Annotated in this window: 15 protein-coding genes; 4 read left to right on the plus strand and 11 right to left on the minus strand. The window is 66.2% G+C overall.

Annotated features, from left to right (window positions below):
* The first annotated feature begins 28 nt into the window (after positions 1-28).
* On the plus strand, positions 29-817 hold the full coding sequence (locus AKJ09_RS28345; protein WP_169927942.1) for an alpha/beta fold hydrolase: 789 nt from the start codon (positions 29-31) through the stop codon (positions 815-817).
* Here AKJ09_RS28345 and AKJ09_RS28350 read toward each other — a convergent pair.
* The 4 genes from AKJ09_RS28350 to AKJ09_RS28365 form a co-directional block, all read right to left on the minus strand.
* Positions 804-1,763, minus strand: coding sequence for a hypothetical protein (locus AKJ09_RS28350; RefSeq protein ID WP_146650990.1), 960 nt, complete (start codon positions 1,761-1,763; stop codon positions 804-806). The genes AKJ09_RS28345 and AKJ09_RS28350 overlap by 14 nt on opposite strands.
* Positions 1,764-2,133: 370 nt before the next feature.
* Entirely contained in the window at positions 2,134-3,459 is a 1,326-nt protein-coding gene (locus AKJ09_RS28355) for a M16 family metallopeptidase (protein ID WP_146650991.1), read from the minus strand.
* A 16-nt stretch (positions 3,460-3,475) separates the two neighbouring features.
* Positions 3,476-5,149 (minus strand): peptidylprolyl isomerase, encoded by a 1,674-nt coding sequence (locus AKJ09_RS28360; protein ID WP_146650992.1) that lies wholly within the window; start codon positions 5,147-5,149, stop codon positions 3,476-3,478.
* Between the two features lie 171 nt (positions 5,150-5,320).
* Complete coding sequence (locus AKJ09_RS28365; protein ID WP_146650993.1) at positions 5,321-5,779, minus strand: hypothetical protein; 459 nt, start codon at positions 5,777-5,779, stop codon at positions 5,321-5,323.
* Between the two features lie 506 nt (positions 5,780-6,285).
* Between AKJ09_RS28365 and AKJ09_RS28370 the strand changes: the two genes are divergently transcribed.
* Entirely contained in the window at positions 6,286-6,741 is a 456-nt protein-coding gene (locus tag AKJ09_RS28370; protein WP_146650994.1) for a PilZ domain-containing protein, read from the plus strand.
* A gap of 1 nt (position 6,742) precedes the next feature.
* On the opposite strand, the gene AKJ09_RS28375 is transcribed toward AKJ09_RS28370, so the two are convergent.
* Positions 6,743-7,639, minus strand: coding sequence for a hypothetical protein (locus tag AKJ09_RS28375; protein WP_146650995.1), 897 nt, complete (start codon positions 7,637-7,639; stop codon positions 6,743-6,745).
* A gap of 229 nt (positions 7,640-7,868) precedes the next feature.
* Here AKJ09_RS28375 and AKJ09_RS28380 point away from each other — a divergent pair, with 229 nt between their 5' ends.
* Positions 7,869-9,170 (plus strand): sigma 54-interacting transcriptional regulator, encoded by a 1,302-nt coding sequence (locus AKJ09_RS28380; RefSeq protein ID WP_146650996.1) that lies wholly within the window; start codon positions 7,869-7,871, stop codon positions 9,168-9,170.
* A gap of 72 nt (positions 9,171-9,242) precedes the next feature.
* On the opposite strand, the gene AKJ09_RS28385 is transcribed toward AKJ09_RS28380, so the two are convergent.
* From AKJ09_RS28385 to AKJ09_RS28395, 3 genes are all read right to left on the minus strand, one after another.
* Positions 9,243-10,067 carry a hypothetical protein gene (locus AKJ09_RS28385; protein WP_146650997.1) on the minus strand — a complete coding sequence of 275 codons (825 nt, stop codon included), beginning with the start codon at positions 10,065-10,067 and terminating at the stop codon, positions 9,243-9,245.
* A gap of 412 nt (positions 10,068-10,479) precedes the next feature.
* Positions 10,480-11,511, minus strand: coding sequence for a hypothetical protein (locus tag AKJ09_RS28390; RefSeq protein WP_146650998.1), 1,032 nt, complete (start codon positions 11,509-11,511; stop codon positions 10,480-10,482).
* Positions 11,489-13,072: a serine/threonine-protein kinase gene (locus tag AKJ09_RS28395; protein WP_169927943.1), complete on the minus strand. Its 1,584-nt coding sequence runs from the start codon at positions 13,070-13,072 to the stop codon at positions 11,489-11,491. The genes AKJ09_RS28390 and AKJ09_RS28395 overlap by 23 nt, the downstream gene beginning before the upstream one ends.
* A 43-nt stretch (positions 13,073-13,115) precedes the next feature.
* On the opposite strand from AKJ09_RS28395, the gene AKJ09_RS28400 reads away from it, so the two are divergent.
* The gene (locus AKJ09_RS28400) at positions 13,116-14,315 is read left to right on the plus strand and encodes a C-type lectin domain-containing protein (RefSeq protein ID WP_146651000.1); all 1,200 of its coding nucleotides are present in this window, start codon (positions 13,116-13,118) and stop codon (positions 14,313-14,315) included.
* Positions 14,316-14,408: 93 nt separating this feature from the next.
* On the opposite strand, the gene AKJ09_RS28405 is transcribed toward AKJ09_RS28400, so the two are convergent.
* The 3 genes from AKJ09_RS28405 to AKJ09_RS28415 form a co-directional block, all read right to left on the minus strand.
* Positions 14,409-15,065, minus strand: coding sequence for an MlaC/ttg2D family ABC transporter substrate-binding protein (locus AKJ09_RS28405; RefSeq protein ID WP_146651001.1), 657 nt, complete (start codon positions 15,063-15,065; stop codon positions 14,409-14,411).
* 171 nt (positions 15,066-15,236) lie between these two features.
* A complete protein-coding gene (locus AKJ09_RS28410; protein WP_146651002.1) occupies positions 15,237-16,643 on the minus strand; it encodes a sensor histidine kinase in 1,407 nt (468 codons plus the stop codon).
* Between the two features lie 25 nt (positions 16,644-16,668).
* A complete protein-coding gene (locus AKJ09_RS28415; protein ID WP_146651003.1) occupies positions 16,669-17,880 on the minus strand; it encodes a type II secretion system F family protein in 1,212 nt (403 codons plus the stop codon).
* Positions 17,881-17,883 lie beyond the last annotated feature (3 nt).

Below are 17,883 nucleotides of genomic sequence, written 5' to 3' on the forward strand. Positions count from 1 at the left end.
AGAGCCCAGCCCGTCGCCGTCGCTCCCCATGGTTGTGCTCATTCACGGCTTCATGGACGCGGCCGGAACCTGGGAGCGGGTTGGCCTTGCGCTCGCGGCCGCGGGCTACCGCGTGGCGGCGCCCGACATGCGCGGATTCGGGCAAGGGGCGCGCGCTCCAAAGGGCGGCTACTACCACTTCGCCGACTACGTCTTCGACCTGGCCGACATTCTCGAGGCCATCGCCCCGAACGAACCGATTCGGCTCGTGGGGCACTCGATGGGGGGCACGGTCGCCACGCTCTTCGCCGGGACGTTCCCCGAGCGCGTGACGCGCTTCGCGAACCTCGAAGGGCTAGGTCCCCCCGACAACGACTTCGACGTCGCCCCGGTTCGGATGCGAAGTTGGATCGATCAGGTTCGTCGCTCGCGAAGGCAGCGGCGAGGAAAGCTCACCTTCACGCGCGAGGAAGCCCTCGTGCGGCTCAAGGCCAACCATCCGAACGTTCCGCGCGCGACGCTGGAAGAGCTGCTTCCGGCGCTGACGACCGACGAAGGCGAGGGCCGCGTGTCGTGGCACTTCGATCTCTTGCATCGCACGACGTCTCCGCAGCCCTTTTATGCGAAGCAGCTGATGGCCTTCGCGCGGCGCATCACGGCGCCCACGCTCTTCGTCTCGGGAGGCCCGTCAGGCTTTCATCCAGCCGACGAGGACGAGCGGCTCGCGTCGTTCGCTTCGCACGCGCGCCTCGAGCTCGCCGATGCCGGTCACATGATGCACTGGACGAAGCCCGACGCGCTCTCGGCCGAGCTGATTCGCTTCTTCAGGGCGCCATGATCCGACCGGGCGCGCCGTTCTTGCCCTGCCCGGTGTGACACGCGTTGCAGTCGCCCGAGGTGACGGAGCCCTTCATCTCGCGAACCTTGTCGCTGACGAAGTTCCGGACGCGCGCCTTGAACGGCGGGGCGATCTGGAGCGGGAGGGAGAAGTTGCCGCCTTCTTGCACCGGGATTTGGAAGTCGCGATTGCGAGCGTCGGTCACGATCACCACCAGCGGTCCGCCTCTGGGATCGACACCCATGCAGTCGTCGGGTTCGTGGAGCGTCGGGTAGACCGTTCCGGCGATGCGGAAGTTCGGGCCGCCCTTGACCTGGTGACAGGTGTTGCACGCTCCACCCGGATGCATCTCCGGCTCGCGATCGCTCTCTTGGCCCGTCCACATTTGGCCGCTCGTGCACACGAGAGGCACGGTGGGGTTCGTGGTGCCGGGGGCTCCGGCGTCGACCACGGGGGGCGTGCATGGCGTGCCTGATTTGGTTCCCGCCTTGACCCAGTTCTCGAAGGCCACGATCTCGTCTTCGGCAGGCGGGGCCGCGGGCGGAGGAGGCATCGGTGACGTGGCGCTGCGGAGTCGCTCGACCGCCACCTGCGCCATGGTCTTCTGTGGATTGGAGCGCGATGGCGCGACGAGATCGGCGTAGGTGAGCAGCGGAGGCGGTGAGTTTCCCGAGTGGCAACCGATGCACCGGTTCTCGAGCAGCGCCTGCACGTCACAAGGCAGTTTCGTGTTCAGGCCCGAGCCGGCAGGCCCTTCGGGAATGAGCGTGCTCGTCGGGGTGGCGTCGGGAGGCGGACTGTCCGCGCCACTGCACGCCGCGACGGCGGCTACACCCACGACGAACGCCAGTGCGAGTGCAGGCGCGAGTGAACGCTTCGCAAAACCTTCGCGATCAACCTGACGAAAGCGATGAACGTGACGTACCTGACGAAGAGAAGGGCGCATCGTTGGCTCGCTCGCGAGCCTCAATGATGCGCTCTGTTTCCGAATGCGCCAATCGATTCGGCGCCGGTTTTCCAGTCACTTCATGCGTCGCGCCGATCGATGCCTCCAGCCCTCAGTCATACGTTCACAGCGCAACTCAGTTGCGCTGATTGAATAGTCAAACGGAGTTCGCGACAGACTTGCGAAATCCTCGGTCCACGCAAGTGGTCGCCGCAGTAGGCAGCAACGGCGCGGCAACGCATTTCGCCGACGTCGAAGGTCGAGGAACGGAGTGCTCCGCACACGGCGAAACGCCCCGCCCACCTCGAGATGCGGAGGCAAGCGGGGCGTGCGGGGCAAGAGGCGCCTCGTCGGCGACGTTGCGATGTGCTCAGACGCCGGTGAAGCCGTGAACCACGTCTTCGAGGCGCTCGTCTTCGCCGTCTTCGAGGAGACCGACCGCGAGGACGTTCAGCCGCTCCGGTTGCGCGAGCATGGCGGCGAGGTCGCGGATCTCCTCCGAGGTCACTGCGCGGTTCGACGCCACGCGCGCCTCGGGCGTTTCGAAGCGATCGAAGAGTAGGCCACCCGCGTAGAAGCCGGCGAGATCTTCCGGCGAATCGAGCATCGAGCGCATCTCCCACGCGTTGCGATGACGCGCTTTGGCGAGCTCCGTGTCGGAGGGACCAAGCTTTCCGAGATCGCGCAGGAGCTCGAGGATCTCTTTGGTGATGACCGAGCTGCGTGCATGCTGCACGCCCGCGGCGAAGTCGAGCACGCCGTCGTCTTCGTAGCCGTCGAACGCCGCGCTCACGTCGTAGCAAAGGCCCTTCGAATCACAGATGCGATGGTAGAGCCGCGTCGACATCCCGTCGTCGAGGATGCGCATCAGCATGTCCATCGCCGCGCGGTGCGTGGACCTCTCCGAGACTGCGCGGAAGCAGACGCGGAGCTCGGTCTGGCTCGAGACGTTCTCGACGATCTGGATGCGCGCCTTGGCCTGCTCGTGAAGCGGCGCGTCCGTGTGGACGACGTCACCCGGCAGGAGGTGCCCGAAGCACTTCTCCGCGAGCTCGAGAGCCTGATCGGGATCGATGTTGCCCGAGAAGGCGAGCACGCTGCTGGCCGTCGCGTAGTGACGCGCGTGATGCGCGCGCAGCATGGTGTGATCGAACGAACGAACGCGCTCTTCGTCGCCGGTGATCGTGAAGCCGAGCGGGTGCGTCGGGTAGATCAGCTGGCGCGAGAGGTTGTCCGCGTCGACCTGTCGACCTTCGTCGTCGAGGTCTTCGAGGATCTCTTCGCAGACGATCTCTTTTTCGAGCTCGATGTCCGCGAACGTCGGCTCGGCCAGGACCTCACCGAAGAGCTGACTTGCTTCGCCGAGCGACTCGGGCGGCAAGGTCACCGAGAAGACGCCGAAGTCCGTCTGGGTCGCCGCGTAGAGGTAGCCGCCGAGACTCTCGAAGGCGTGGTTGACCTCGTGCGCGGTCTTCAGCCGCGGTGTGCCGCGGTAGAGCATGTGCTCGAGGAAGTGCGACAGACCGTTGGTCTGGACCGTCTCGAAGCGCGAGCCCACGCGCACGTAGAGGGCCACGTGCGCGCGATGAAGCTGGGGTTGGGGAGCAACGACGACACGGAGGCCGTTGCTCAGGGTCTTGATGCGGAAGGGGCGTTCGCCGCTTTGTTCGCGTCGGTCGCGCGTGACGTCGCGCATGTTCATCATCGTAGCGCTACGGGCCTTCGTCGTCGTCCTCTTGCGACGAAGCTCCAGCGTCGGATTTCGCACCGAAGATGTTGTTGTCGTCGACCTTGATCTCGGACTTCGACGCCTCACGCAAGCGCTTCACGTAGAACGCGAGCGCTTCGGCCTGCTTCGCGGCGAGAAGACCCGCCTTGTACTGGTCGCGCTCCTTGTCGAACTCCTCGCGGGTCGCAGGCTTGCGATCCTTGAGCTGGACGAGCAGGAAGCCGTCGTCGGTACGGATGGGCTCGCTGACGTCCGAAGGCTTCGCGCTGAAGGCGAACTTCGAGACGTTCTCCGCCGCCTCCGCCGTGATCGCAGGGATCGGTTCGCCGCCGCGGTTGAACGCACTCGAGGTGAGGAACTGCGGACGCTCCGGATCGGTCTCTGCCGTGTAGGTCGTCGCCGCTTCGGCGCTGGCGTCGCCCGCTTCGGTCTTGCCGGCCGGCTTCGGCGCGGCCGGCTTCACGACGCCGTACTGCGCGATGGCAGCCTTCACGGCCTCGTCACCCGTCTTGCCGGCCTTGATGTCGGCTGCGATCTTCTGCGCGACGTTCTTCGAGAGCTCGAGCGACTTCGAGTTCTTGTACGCCTTGGCGATGTCTTCCTTGGTCGCCTCGTCGCGCTTGATGATGTGGTAGCCGAACTGCGTCTCGACGAGGTTCGGGACGAGCTCGCCCGGCTTGACCGAAGCGACCGCGACCTTGAACGGCTCGACGAACTGCTCGACCATTTCGCCGGGGTACTGGCCGCCTTTTTCCTTGCTGCCCGGGTCGTCCGAGAACTCCTTCGCGAGCTTCGCGAAGTCTTCGCCCTTCTTGACGCGCTCGAGGAGGCCCTCGGCCTTCGCCTTGGCGGCGGCCTTGTCTTCGTCCTTCTCGCCCGGGAACTTCACGAGGATGTGGCGGACGGGGACCTTGATCTCACCGAGGTTCGCCTTGTCCTTGGCCCAGGCGTCGATGTCCTTCTGGTCCGAGGAGATCGCGTACTTCTCGAGCCAGTTGCGACGGACGACGGCGTAGCTGACCGTCGCGTTGGTGCGCTCGACCTGGTAGCGGTCGAAGGCCTCGTCGTCGGCAACGCGCACGGGCGCGCGCACGAGATCGCGCATCTTGGCGGCGAGCAGCTCGCGGGTCTGCCAGTCGCGGAACTCGTTCGGCGAACGGCCCGTGATCTGCTTCACGAGGCGCTCGTACGTCTTCATGTCGAACGTCTTGGTCTTCGGATCCTTGAAGGGAACGATGACCTTGCCGTCGTCGATGCCGAGGCCACGCTGCATCTGGACGTTGTCCGCCGGAAGGCTCAGGCGCACGTTGCCGTGGAAGATGCTGTCGGTGATCTCGTCTTCGCTGACCGTGAGGCCGAGGCGCTCGGCTTCGTCGACGAGAAGCTCACGCTCGATGAGGCCTTCGAGGACGATGCGCGAGGCGGTCGCCTGCTTCATGCCGCCGGTTCCGCGGGAGAAGATCAGACGGTACGCCGCGCGGTGCGCCTTGGGCTCGATGCACGACCCCTTCACCTTGGCGGCGCAGGATTCGTTGACCGGGCTGAGTTTCTTGCCGGCGCTCGGGTTGAAGCCGAGGACGAACACCATGATCATGCCGACGACGATGGTGCCGTAGACGACCGAGGTGAGGTTCTTCTGTCGGAAGAAGTCGAGCATGTGCGCGGGCCTGCCTCTAACACGGCAAGCCGACGTTTTCTATTCGACCTGTGCTCCCGCCATGCCCATTTTTCCGGGGTTGGGCTTACAGATAGCGCTTGTCACGCGGTGACGGTCGTGTTGCAGACGCGCTCTGGCGTCAGGCTCACGCGCCCTCGAGCTCAGCGCCCCTCAGCGCCCCTCTGCAATGGCGGCCACGGCCTTCTCGAGCGAGAGCGCGAACTTCAGCACGGGCACGGCGTCTTCGACCGTGGCGACATCACGCGCAAGCGAGAGCTCGTAGAACGTGTCGAGGGTGCGCTCGGGATCGGCCGGGTCCTTCACGGCGTTCACGCTCGTGGCGATCTCGAGGAAGCCGTCGGCCACGGCCGGCTCGGCCAGCTTGCGGACGCGCTCGAAGAGCAGAGCTTCGTCTTCGCTCGGAAAGTCGGCGCGCTGGGCGCGGAGCACCACGCGAACCCGCAGGCCTTCCTGCACGGGGCCCAGACGGACGCCCGAGTCCAGGATGAGATTTTCACGCACCCGCTCCGCGAGAACGACTTCTTCCGGGAGAGTGCGGAAAACCTCGAACCCGCTCGCGATGAGCGCCTTCTTGAGTTGCTGCGGGGTGGGGCTGGGGGAGCTGGACAAGGCGAAACGCGCGTCTGAAGAGGATGGGGAAGGATCGTCGGAGCCCAGCGGTCAGAGCAAACGGCTGGCCTATGGGGTGTCTCTGGCGAATCCGGATCCGACCTAACCGTCGAGGAAAGCTTGGCTGTCCTACATTCTGGCGAAAGCGTCCTGTGCGTCAATACCTTCCGAGGGCAGCTGACCGATCGTCCAGTCTTGCAGGGGCTCGCAGGGGGCACCGGCATCCCGAAGGCCCCACGAATTGGCTCTCGAAACGGCGGACTATCCGCATAGAGGCAGGAACGCAAGCTGCGTTCGAGACCGATTCATGACGCAGGCGCGACGCGAAACAGACACCAGAAAGCGCCCCACGGCGCTTTGGAAACGCCGACTTGCCCTCCCCGGGCACCGCGGCGCTCTCTCTGCGGGCGTCGTGCTGCGCCTCACCGCACCGGAAAACACCCGAACTGGTGTCCGAGGATTTGCGTCGCTCGGGCACTGCTCGCTACTCTGATGCTCGAACCGCCTTGACCAAGCGAACGATTCCCACGCCGGCGAACGGCATCAAGGTTCCGAGCGGCGTACACGCGATGCGGCGTGGCGGTGCACGCCGTGAGGTGACCGAGCGCGTCACGCTGCGGGACGAGAAGCAGAAGGTGCTCGAGGGCTGGGCACTCAACGTCAGCCGTGGCGGTCTCCGCGCGATCCTCGAGGAGAAGGTCACGCTCGGTCAGAAGTTTTCGATCGGCATCGGGTCGGACGAAGTCCTCCAGCGCTCAGGCCGCGTGGTCTGGGTGCAGGAAGAGCCGGATGGCGTCATCGTCGGCCTCGAGTTCACGAGCCTGTCGGGGGTGCACTCCTCGGCGCCTCCTCCGCCTCCAGCGGCGATAGCCGCATCGTCGTCTGTGTCGCCTTCGTCGTCGCCCTTGGCGCCTGACGATGCGACGGAGCGATCGACGTTCGAGCCCGACATCGAAGACTGATCTAGTCGCAGGCGAGCGCGAACGACCTCTCGTTGCCCTTCGGGTCGATCAACGTCGCGCGGTTCGTTCCGTCGAAGACGAGCTCGATCTTCTCGTTCGTCTTCGTGTTCGTGATGGCCACGCGCCCGCCTGCCTCCGGGCACGAGCCCTTGCAGCGCTCGAACGCGGTGATCTCGGTGCGCAGTGGGCGTCGATCGATCGTGCCCTCCGAAACGCCACCGACTGAGAAGCAACGTTCTCCGAACCTCCAGGAGATCGACTTGTCGTTCGATCGCGTGAATTCACGTCCGCGAGGCGTGGTTCCGGTGAGCTGCGCCTTCCAGTGCATCGCGCGCGTCACGCCGTCGGCCGTGATCTCGGCGTGCGCCGACCAATCGACGATGGCGCGGTTCACGCGTAGCTGCGTGCCGACGAGATCGAGCGTGAGCGTTCCTTGGCCCACGGCATAGACCGCCGTGATGACGCCGCTGATGCGGCGAATTCCGCTCGGGCCCGCGCATTGCGAGAACGTGTAGGTGACCTTCCTGGCGGCACTGTCACTCACCACGTCGAGACAGCCGCGCGGGAAGTAGAGGGCCTTGGCTCCGTCGCCGACGCCGTCGGGACTCACGTCGAACGAGAGATCGGATTCGGCGGCGAGCGAAATCGAGCTGCCCGCCCCGGCGGCGACGAGGGACGACGTGAGGAGCTCGGTGTCCGTTTCGATCGAGTTCGAATCCGTTCCGTCCTCGGCGAGCCGCGTAACCTCGTCGGTCGTGCCGTCGTCGGACCTGGCGTCATCGTGTTTGCATGCACCGAGGAGGAGCGTTGCCGTGAGCGTCCCCGCGAAGACTCGGGCGACACGAAGCGTGCTGAGGGGCGTGGCCGAGTGGAGGCTCGCGAGGCGCGATGCAGCCATGATTCGTCTCCTCGGCATCGAGAATAGCAGCGAGCATGCCACGTCCGGAGCCGTGAAAAATGGTCGAATTCGTCAGCGAAGCGAGTGCCTCGTTCCTTGCCCCACCCTGGACGTCGGCACGTCCACCCGACCGCGTACGTGTTCTCCTCGCGTCTCCCGGTCGCGCTTTGCGAGCGACGAATTCCTTCTTCGTCGCTTCGTGCGACGTGCGAAATAGATGGGAGGACGAATGACGCAAGGCTCGACACGCGCGCGGGTGCTCCACTGGTTCGTTCGTGGCGGAGTCGCGAAGACGGCCTCGGGGCGCCAGATTGTCATCGACGTGGATCCCATCGTGGTCGGGCGCGACGAAGGCGCGCACCTACGTTTCGACGACCCCGAGGTGAGCGCCACGCATTGCGAGCTACGCGCCGTGAACGACGGCGTGCTCGTGCGCGACCTCGGTAGTACGAACGGCACGTTCGCCGGAACGCTTCGTGTGCGCGAGGCGGTGATCACCACCCCGACCGAGATCCTCGTCGGCGGGAGCCGTTTCACGATCGAGCCGACCGGCAAGCAGCGGGTCGAGGTCGGCTTCGCCGATCGCTTCGGCGATCTCGTCGGGGCATCACCGAGGATGCGGCGCGTGTTCGGCGTGCTCGAGAAGGTCGCGCGCACGCCCCTATCGATTCTCATCCTCGGCGAGACGGGCACCGGCAAGGAGATCGTCGCCAAGAGCGTGCATCTCGCGAGCGAACGCAAAGCGGGGCCCTTCGTGGTGCTCGACTGCGGTTCCATTCCGGCGAGCCTCGCGGAGAGCATCCTCTTCGGTCATGAGAAGGGCGCGTTCACCGGCGCCACCGAACGCAAGAAGGGCGCTCTTGCCGAAGCCAACGGCGGCACGCTGTTCCTCGACGAGCTCGGTGAGTTGCCCATCGATCTCCAACCGAAGCTCCTGCGCGCCCTCGCCGAGCGTCAGGTCAAACGCGTGGGAGGCTCGACGTTCGAGCCCATCGACGTCCGCGTTCTCGCAGCCACGCGTCGCGATCTCGCCGTCGAGATGAACGCGGGTCGATTCCGGAGCGACCTCTTCTTCCGCATCGCACAGGTGCGCGTCGAGCTGCCCCCGCTTCGTGAACGTCTCGACGACCTTCCGCTGCTCGTCGAAGACGTCTGCAAACGTGTCGGCAGTGCGTCGGCCGCACCAACCGTTGCCAAGTGGATCGAGCAGCGCCTCGGCTCGTACGATTGGCCAGGCAACGTGCGAGAGCTCGTGAACGTGGTGCAGGTCGCGGCCACGCTCGCCGACACCCCCGATGCGATTGACGACGTGCTCACGCTCGCGCGCGAGACCGGCGATGGCGGGCAAGAGAAGGCGCAGACGGCCTTTGCCGAAGCCAAACGAGGCGCCGTCGCGGCGTTCGAGCGCGACTACTTCACGCAGCTCGCACGCATCGCGAAGGGCAACGTGAGCGAGATGGCGCGCAAGAGCGGGATGGAGCGCCACCACGTGCGCGCGTACTTGCGGAAGTACGGAATCGAGAAAGGCTGATACGAAAAGGCGCGTCACCCTCGGCAGCGAGAGGAGCGCGCGCCTGTCGTTCGTCCGGATACGAAGCGTGCTTCAGGGGAAGAACACGCCACGGACGCCGAGCTGCAGCCACTGGTGAAGCTTCCGATCCTCGTCGGCAAAGGTGCTCGTGATCTCGCGGTCGTTCTGCTTGGAAGTGACCTTCGAGTATTGGCCGAGCGAGAAGTCGACGAACGGGCCGATGCCGAACGTCTTGTTCAAGCGGAAGTCGACGCCGCCCATGAAGTGACCGAACTCGACGCCGGTGGCGGCGACGGTCAGGTCGTTGCCGTTCTTCGATGCGGTTGCACCGCTCGCTTCGTAGCCGATACCGTACCCGATCCACGGGTTGACCTTCTCGGCGGGGAGGATGTGGTACTGGATCTGCGCGCCGATACGGAACGTCACCGTGGTGCACGAGTCGAATTGTTCGCAGGCCTTCTCGAAGTTGCCCGAGGTGCCGCCGACGCCGAGGCCGAGATAAGCGCCGAGAAAGATGTAGTGGCCGAGCTTGCCGCCGATGTCGACGGTGAACGAGCCCTGCGTGCCGAACACCTCGGACATGGCCTCGTTGCCTACGCTCTTGCCGAAGGGCAGCCCGACTCCGCCGCGAAGCGCGAGCTGGAAGCCTTCGCGAGGCGGCGGCGCATCGCTCGATGAACCGCTCTCGGCCGCCGGCGGTTCGGTCGTGACCTCCTGACGCGCCGAATGCTTGGGGGCAGGCGCGGCCGGCGCGGCGGGCGCGGGCTCGGTCGGTTCGGTGGACGAACCAGGCGGGGGAGGGCGAGGCGGCGGAAGCGGCTCTGCGAGAGCGATGGTCGATGCGCCGAGCGTGGCGAGGAGCGTGGCGACGAAGAGGCTGGGGCCGATGAGTTTCAAACGAAGCTCCGTGAAAGGCCTGGCGAGGTTGCCGGCGGTCGGGCGTACAGCAACGGACGGGCCACTGCGGCCCTCCCGGATGAACGCGCAATACGCGGTGAAAACAGGCTCAGAATCCGGTCCTACGCGTCGATTCGTGAACCAACGGGCACAGGCGGTTGCAGGAGCGATGGTCACACACGCACGCTGCCCGATGTCGAGATTTCACGCGCACGGTCACGAATCGCCAACGACTGTCGCGCTGACCGGACCATGCGGGACAACGTGGCCCGCGCGAGGTCTTCTCGCTTCGCGCCCACTTCGCGAATTCCACACGAATCGCAGCTGAGCCGTCGCGGCACATCGCGTGCAATCCGTGAGCAGACCGTGGGCAAACCACAGGAGCCCGTGGGCCAATCGATGCGCTGTCCTCTCAGAACGAGCCGCTCGCACCGAGCGTCAGACCGTGTGCAGTCGCCGAAGCTTGGGGAACGACGGCGGGAACCTTCTGTTCCTTCGCGCCAAGGACGTACCAAGCCACGAGGCCGCCGGTCGCCACGGCGAGGGCGCCCGGGAGCGCGTACGACGCATACGTCGCCGAACGAGCCGAGTTGTAATCCGCTCTGAGCCGCGGCTCGTCTGGGCTCGTAGGATTGTCGTCGTGCTCGCTCTGGATCGAGAGCGCGTGCATGTACAGCGCGGCCGGCAACGCGAGGGAAGCGACGGTGATGCCGCCCGCGACCCAAAGCACGACGGGGGAAAAAGGATGCTCTACGCGCGTCTCGAAGCGCGGCTGTGCCGGTGGCGCGTCGCTTCGCACGACGGGGGGCGGCGGTGACAGTTCGACGGTCGTGCCCGCGTCGACGACGACCTCGCGACGCTCGGCATCCTTGCCCGTGCCGAACGTGACGGAGTGACCGATGTGCGGCGCCACGTAAACCGTGAACTCGCCGGTGCGCGGTGGCGACGTGTCGATCTGGACGACGATGGGGGTCGTGCTCGCGAGTACGTGAATGCGCCCAATCGAAGGCAACAGCGCGGCGAGTCGCTCCTTCGATTCCGCTTCCTGATGCTCGACGGTCGATTCGAGTGCCTCGCCCGCCGCGCGCCGCGCTCCGACCTCGGCAAGGTACGTATCGTAGTGCTCGGCGGCGGGAATCCTGTCACCGATGGCGTCGTAGGCTCGCGCCAGGTTGAATGCGAGGCGGTAGCCCTTGGACGGCCCGAGCTCGCGGTAGATACCTTCCCACGTCACGATCGCGTCGGCGAATTGATTGGCGCGGTACTGCTCGATGCCCACGCGGAAGCGTTCGCGCAGCGGATCGAGGGGATCGGCCGAAGGTGCATCCGCCCGCGCGGGGACGGCGATGAACGCCGGCGCGAGCAGCCCGATGACGAGGGCGCTGCCTCGGGCGAGCCGCCGCCACACACGGCGCTGCGATTCAGAACGGGTGATCGTCGACATCGAGCGGCTTCGGCGACGGCGGAGCAGCCGAGGAGGCAGCCGCCGCGGGGGCGCGAGGAGGAGTGGACGGAGCGGGAGCGACGACCGTTGCAGTCGCGGTCGTCGAAACGGATGGAGTCGCCGACGTCGCGGGGGCATGGTGCAGATGAGCCGGGCGAGATTCGCCTGACGACCGCGATGGAGGAGCGACCGGCGGCGACGCCGAGGCCACGGCACTTGTCACCGTCATCGTCGTCATCGTTGTCGTCGGCGGCGCATGGGCCTCTGCAGGCGAGGGAGCGCTGGTCGGTGCCGGCGGCATGACGACGGCCGAGGCGATCGGAGGCGATGCCGTGGCGGGCGCACCGGTGAGCTTCCACGCGCCCAGGGCGACGATGCTCAGCGTGACCACGACCCCTGCCATGGCCGGGAAGGGGCGCCCGCCGCGCGTCGCGTCCGCGGCTGCCGGCTTGGCGCGCGCGACCGGGGGAGGAGGCGTGGTCGACGCGGCCGGTGGAATCGACGGAGGAATGCTGCTCCGGCGCTCGGCCTTCTTGCCGCTCAGTGCATCGGCGAGGCGCTGGCGCTGCTCGGCGGCGTGCTGGCCGAAGTATTCGTCGAGAACCGCACGCAGAGCGCGCGCTGCCGTCTCCGGCGCCAGGCGAACCGAGGCCCGAAGCTCGTTCGCGACGTCCCCTGCGGTCGACGGCCGGTCGTCTGCGCTGCGTGCAACGAGTTTGGTGTAAAGTGCACGTATTTCGCGCGGCGCTTCGGGGGCCGCCTCGGCCAAGCTCGGAGGGGCGTCGAGGGCAAGCTTGCGAATGACCTCCATGTCCGTGCCGTCGCCCCACATGCGGCGATTCGTGAGGCATTCGAAGAGCACGGCGCCGACGCCGAAGAGATCGCTTCGCCGATCGAGCGGGTCGCCCATGGCCTGCTCGGGCGACATGTACGCGCTCTTGCCTTTGACCTCGCCGGTCTTCGTGACGCTCTCCGCTTCGATCTTGGCGACGCCGAAGTCGAGCAGGCGCACGTGGCCGTCGTAGCCCACCATCACGTTCTGGGGAGAGACGTCTCGGTGGACCACGTTGAGGGCTTCACCGTCGTCGTCGCGAAGCTCGTGCGCCGCGTGGAGGCCTTCGCAGACCTCGGCGACCAAGTGGGCGACGAGGCCGGCGTCGAGCGTCTTGCCCTTCTCGGCGAGAGCCTTGAGCAGGCGCGAGAGCGGCTGGCCCTCGATGTACTCCATCGCGAGGTACAGCTCGCCGTCCGCCTCGCCATAGTCGTATGCACCGACCACGTTCGGGTGGTGGAGCATCCGGGCGAGGCGGGCCTCGCGCATGAACATCTCTACCCGTCGCTTGTCGCGCGCCGCCTCCGGCAGCAGGCGCTTGAGCGCGACCACGCGGTGTTCGCCGTCGATGCCGTCACCTTGGAGTTCGAGCGCCGCTTCGACGGCGCCCATTCCGCCGCGGCCTAGCACGAAGAGCGAGCGATACTTGGCCGAAAGCGACCCCGTCAACGACCCTGTCAACGACGATCGCTCAGCGGGGCCGTTGGCCTTCAGCTCACGCGCGCTCATCTGCGTTTCATCGTACCTTAGGAAGCGGAGGATTTGACGCGGCGTGGAGAGGAGTTCGTGCGAGCAGGCATCGAATCGGAGCTGGACGGCATGGCGCGGGGGCTCGCAGGGGCAGGGCGTCCGCTCGTGGCGGACACTTGCGATCACGCTCGTCGCCGCCGCTTTCGCGGTGGCCATCGTGGGCGCTTGCCTTCCGGACCTCGAGGTGCCGCCGCCCGCGACACTCTCCGAGGCGGGCGTGTCTTCGAGCTCGCGAGGTTGCGGTGACGGTCTCATCGAGACGCTCGACGACGGGGGAGATGCGGGTGAATCGTGCGATCCGGGGGAGGCTGGAGCGCGCGGCTGCGAGGATTGTCGGATCACCTGCGAAGGCACGCTCGATCCCGTCAGTGGTCACTGTTATTTCCTCGGCGGCGCAGAGAGCTCCTACAAGGACGCGCTCGCCACGTGCGACCAGGCGCAGGCCCACGTGGTCACGTTCTCGAGCACGGCCGAGGCAGCGCTCGTGGACACCGTCGCCGGCGGGTCACCCTATTGGGTAGGCCTCGCCTACAACGACGCGGAGCTGAGCGCCTATGCGCCGGCGAACCGCGAGGAGCCGGGGGCCGCGCGGGCGCGGGAGAGCGGCCCGTGCCCAGGCTGCTTCGCCATCGGCATCGAGGCCGGCACCCTTCCCGCGTCGGATGGCGGTGCTGCGGTCGACTGCGTCGCGTCCGATCACGGCCAGTGGATTCAGGTGCCGTGCGAGTCCGCGCCGTTCGCCGCGATCTGCGAGCGCGAGCCGATAGGGCTCCGGATGCAGAGCTGTGCAGGCGGCTACTGCTTCACGCTCCCAGCAACCGTCGGTCGGAAGACCTACTTGCTCGTCGTCTCGATGGACACGGCCGAGCAAGCCGCGCTCACGTGCGCGTCGCTCGAAGGCGGCTCCCTCGTCCGCTTCGACTCGCGCGAGGAGCGCGAGCAGCTCGCCCACGAGATCACCGCGCGCTTCCCTGGCGAGCCGCAGCTCGAATTCTGGATCGGTATGCGCAACGACGGCGGCGTCTGGAATTGGGACGACGGCGACGCGTCGCGACCGCCTCCGTGGGGAGACGGTGAGCCGGCGGAAGCGGCGCCAGGGACGCGTGCCTACGTGAGCATCTCCGCAGGCGAGGTCCCGCCCTACGACACGCAGCTCGCCCACACGGACAAGGGGCCGGCTCAGGTTCTTCGCTACGTCTGCGAGCGCCCTGCGCCAAAGTAAAGCGAGCCCACAAAACGAACGCGCGCGCGAATCACGTGATGCGCGCGCACGAGGACGAGGAGGACGACGAGCCTTCGACGCTACGTTCGTTGGTTACTTCGACGCCTTGGCGTTGGCGGGCTGGCTGATCTTGTCGTTCAGCTTCTTGACGAGATACGGGTAGCCCTGGCCTGCCGTGGTCAGCATGCGGTGGAACTGGTCGTAGTAGTTCTTCGTCATGCTCGACCCCTCGGTGACGATGTCCACGACTTTGTAGGAGCCACCGTTCTGAGCCATGATCAGGTAGTCCACCTGCACGGCGGGATCGCGCGGCTTGACCTTGCTCTTCGCTTCGGTGCGGACCTTGGAAAGGTTCTCTCCCTGGTCCTTCGCACCGCGATACGTGATGTCGTACTCGCGCGTCTTGGTCAGGTTCTTGTGGTAGTTCTTCTCGACGAGCTTGCGGAGAAGACCGGTGACTTCCTTCTGCTGATCGGCAGAGAGTTCGTCCCAGTGGTTCTTGCAGTTCACGACGGTGGCAGGGCAGGGCTTGCCGAGCGTGCGGTGTGCGAGCTCGTCGTAGTCGACCATGCCGTCGATCGACTGCGTGATGGCCTCGTCGGGCGCGTTGGCGTCCACGAGCTTCCGGATCTTGCCGTGCTCCTTCTCGACGAACGCCTGGGCTCCCGCGACATCGGCGGTCGCACTACCCGCGATGGTCAGGGAAGAGAGGGCGAAAACAGCAGCGGCGAAGAGGGGGCGGATCCGCATCGTATCGATTCCTTCGTTGATTCGTCTTCGAGGAGCTCTCGGGGGAACGACCGCGGTGCGGCCGGGCCCGGAGCTAAGGTGTCTCTGTTTGGTTGGACGTGCGTCGGGGAGCCCGATTCAAGGGCCTTCATGGCTTAAGGCCGAGTCCAACTCAAGGCAATGCCTCAGCTTTCAGGGGCCGCGCGACCCGTGTGAACCGCGGTTCTCGGGCACCATGACATAGGGATCCGGAAGGATCGAGTCACTTGTAGTCCCAGGTTCCGCGCGCGCAAGGCTCACCTCGAATCGGGCGCCGGGCCGCGCGTCGGCGGTGCTCGCAGGAGCGCCCTTTTCGAGCACGTTCGTGACGGTGATGCGGGCGCCGTATTTGGCGTGGTCCTCCATGATCCTGCGTACCACTGCCAATCCGATGCCAGAGCCCTGTTGGCGTGTCGTGTAGAACGCATCGAAAATTTTTCCGATGGCTTCTTCGGCGATGCCCGGGCCCTGGTCGGTCACCGTCATGCGCACGTGACCGTCGACTTCGGCGACGGAGATCGTCACGGTCGACCCTGCGGGACTCGCCTGCACGCCGTTTCGGACGAGGTTCCAGAGGACCTGGCGCATCTGCGCGCCGTCGCAATGAGCCCAGACGGCGTCGCTGGATCCCTCGTAGCGAACTGCCACGTCGCCCGAACCGCTGCGGTCCGAGCGGGAGGCGAGGGCGACGACTTCGCGCGCTAGCCGGCCGACGTCGACGTTGCGCGGCTGCGGAGGCCTCGGCTTCGAGAGGTCCATCATGTCCGAGACGAGATGATTCAGACGCGCCGCTTCGCGATGGATGATGTCGCAGAGGCGGCGATCGTCGGAGGAGAGCCCCGGCGCTTCGCGGAGAAGCTCGATCGAGCCGGAGATGGATCCGAGCGGGTTTCGGATCTCGTGGGCGAGCCCGGCTGCGATTCGTCCGAGGAGCGCGAGCCGCTCGGCCGCGAGTGCGCGCTCGTTGGCCTCCACGAGAGCACCACCGGCGCGGCGTAGACGCTCCGCGAGATACCCGGCAAGGAGCGTGACGACGACGATGCCGAGCACGTTGACGAGGACGGGGTAGGCCATCCCGTTCCACGTGACGATGTAGTTCGCGTCGGCCTGATCACTCGGTGGCTGTGTCCACCCGAGCGCGAACGACGCACACATCAAGAGGAAGAACGTGATGCCCGCGATGCCCGCCATGGCCGCGCCGCGCAAGCCGACGAGGATGGCGGCGACGAGGCAGGTGAGGCCGTAGAACGACGTCGCGCCGCTCGTGGCGCCGCCCGAGACGTAGACGATCGCCGTCCACGTCATCTGGTCGAGGATGATCTGGGCCTCGGCGAGGCGCTTGAGGTGTCTTCCCTGGCGGAGGACGATCGCGTAGGCCGCCGCGAGCGCGTAGGCCGCGCCGATCGACCAGAAGACGATGGCCTGGCTCTCCGGGTAGCGACCGAGCGCGCCGCGAAGATAGAAGAACGCCGTCGCGGCGAGCAGGAGCGAGAGGAAGAGAAGCCTCAGCCCCGTGATCCACGCGAGCCGATTCGCGAGGCGATCGTCGTCCTCAGTCATCGCGTCATCGCGCCTTCGCCCGCGATCAGTCGGCCTTGATCTTGCCGGCGATGCTGAAGATCGGCAGGTACATGGCGATGAGCACGACACCGACCGTGCCACCGATGCCGACCATCATGATCGGCTCGATGAGGCTCGTCATGGCGGCGACGGCGACGTCGACTTCTTCTTCATAAAAGTCGGCGATCTTGCTGAGCATGTTGTCGAGCGCACCGGTCTGCTCTCCAACGCCGACCATCTGCACGACCATGGGCGGGAAGACGTTGGTCTCGAGCAGCGGACCAGCCATGCTCTTGCCTTCGGAGATCTTCGCGCGGGCGTAGAGAATGGCCTCCTCGACGACGACGTTGCCGGCGGTGCGGGCGACGATGTCGAGCGCGTCGAGGATCGGAACACCGGACTGGAGCAGCGTGCCGAGGGTGCGCGTGAAGCGCGCGACGGCGATCTTGCGCATGACCGGTCCCATGACCGGCATCTTCAAGAGCAGCTTGTGGAAGAACTTCTTCCCCTTCGGAGTTCGGTACGTATAGACGAGCGCCGTGCCACCGGCGAGGCCGCCCAGGATGACGAGCGGCAGGTAGCCGATGAACGTCTCCGAGAGCATGATGACGACCTGGGTGAGCCAGGGCAGGTCGTCTGCCGAACCGAGGTCCTTGAAGATCGTCTTGAACGACGGAATGACCCACCCGAGAAGGATGCCGAGAACGCCGGTGAAGATGACGACGACCGCGCTCGGGTAGACCATGGCGCCCTTGAGCTGACGCCGGAGCTTGATGGCCTTCTCGTTGTAGACGGCGAGGCGACCGAGGATGGTGTCGAGGATACCGCCGACCTCGCCGGCCTGGACGAGGTTGGTGTAGAGCTGGTCGAAGACCTTCGGGTGGCGGCGAAGCGAGTCGCTGAACGTTGCGCCTTGCTCGACGTTGGCCTTCACATCGCGAAGGATTGCGGCGAAGAACTTGTTGTCCGTCTGGTTGCAGAGGATGTCGAGGCACTGCACGATCGGCAGACCTGCATCGATCATCGTCGCGAAGAGGCGCGTGAAGGTGACGACGTCCGCGAGGCTGACGCCCGTGCCGATCTGCAAGGAGAAGGAGGCGCCCTTCTTCTTGATCTTCGTCGGCATCAACTGCTGTGCGCGGAGTCGCGCTTGGACCGCCGCCTCGTCGTCGGCGTCCATGCTGCCCTTACGCAGCTCGCCGGTGCGCGCGCGCGCCTCCCACACGAATTCAGCCATTGT

It is taken from the genome of Labilithrix luteola (assembly GCF_001263205.1).
Classification (GTDB): domain Bacteria; phylum Myxococcota_A; class Polyangia; order Polyangiales; family Polyangiaceae; genus Labilithrix; species Labilithrix luteola.

What these genes read in the sequence shown, in the direction of transcription:
- AKJ09_RS28375 (WP_146650995.1), bottom strand. Translation starts at nt 7,639, where the DNA reads ATGGCTGCATCGCGCCTCGCGAGCCTCCACTCGGCCACGCCCCTCAGC.
- AKJ09_RS28360 (WP_146650992.1), bottom strand. Translation starts at nt 5,149, where the DNA reads ATGCTCGACTTCTTCCGACAGAAGAACCTCACCTCGGTCGTCTACGGC.
- AKJ09_RS28415 (WP_146651003.1), bottom strand. Translation starts at nt 17,880, where the DNA reads ATGGCTGAATTCGTGTGGGAGGCGCGCGCGCGCACCGGCGAGCTGCGT.
- AKJ09_RS28390 (WP_146650998.1), bottom strand. Translation starts at nt 11,511, where the DNA reads ATGTCGACGATCACCCGTTCTGAATCGCAGCGCCGTGTGTGGCGGCGG.
- AKJ09_RS28350 (WP_146650990.1), bottom strand. Translation starts at nt 1,763, where the DNA reads ATGCGCCCTTCTCTTCGTCAGGTACGTCACGTTCATCGCTTTCGTCAG.
- AKJ09_RS28380 (WP_146650996.1), top strand. Translation starts at nt 7,869, where the DNA reads ATGACGCAAGGCTCGACACGCGCGCGGGTGCTCCACTGGTTCGTTCGT.
- AKJ09_RS28405 (WP_146651001.1), bottom strand. Translation starts at nt 15,065, where the DNA reads ATGCGGATCCGCCCCCTCTTCGCCGCTGCTGTTTTCGCCCTCTCTTCC.
- AKJ09_RS28410 (WP_146651002.1), bottom strand. Translation starts at nt 16,643, where the DNA reads ATGACTGAGGACGACGATCGCCTCGCGAATCGGCTCGCGTGGATCACG.
- AKJ09_RS28345 (WP_169927942.1), top strand. Translation starts at nt 29, where the DNA reads ATGGTTGTGCTCATTCACGGCTTCATGGACGCGGCCGGAACCTGGGAG.
- AKJ09_RS28395 (WP_169927943.1), bottom strand. Translation starts at nt 13,072, where the DNA reads ATGAGCGCGCGTGAGCTGAAGGCCAACGGCCCCGCTGAGCGATCGTCG.
- AKJ09_RS28355 (WP_146650991.1), bottom strand. Translation starts at nt 3,459, where the DNA reads ATGCGCGACGTCACGCGCGACCGACGCGAACAAAGCGGCGAACGCCCC.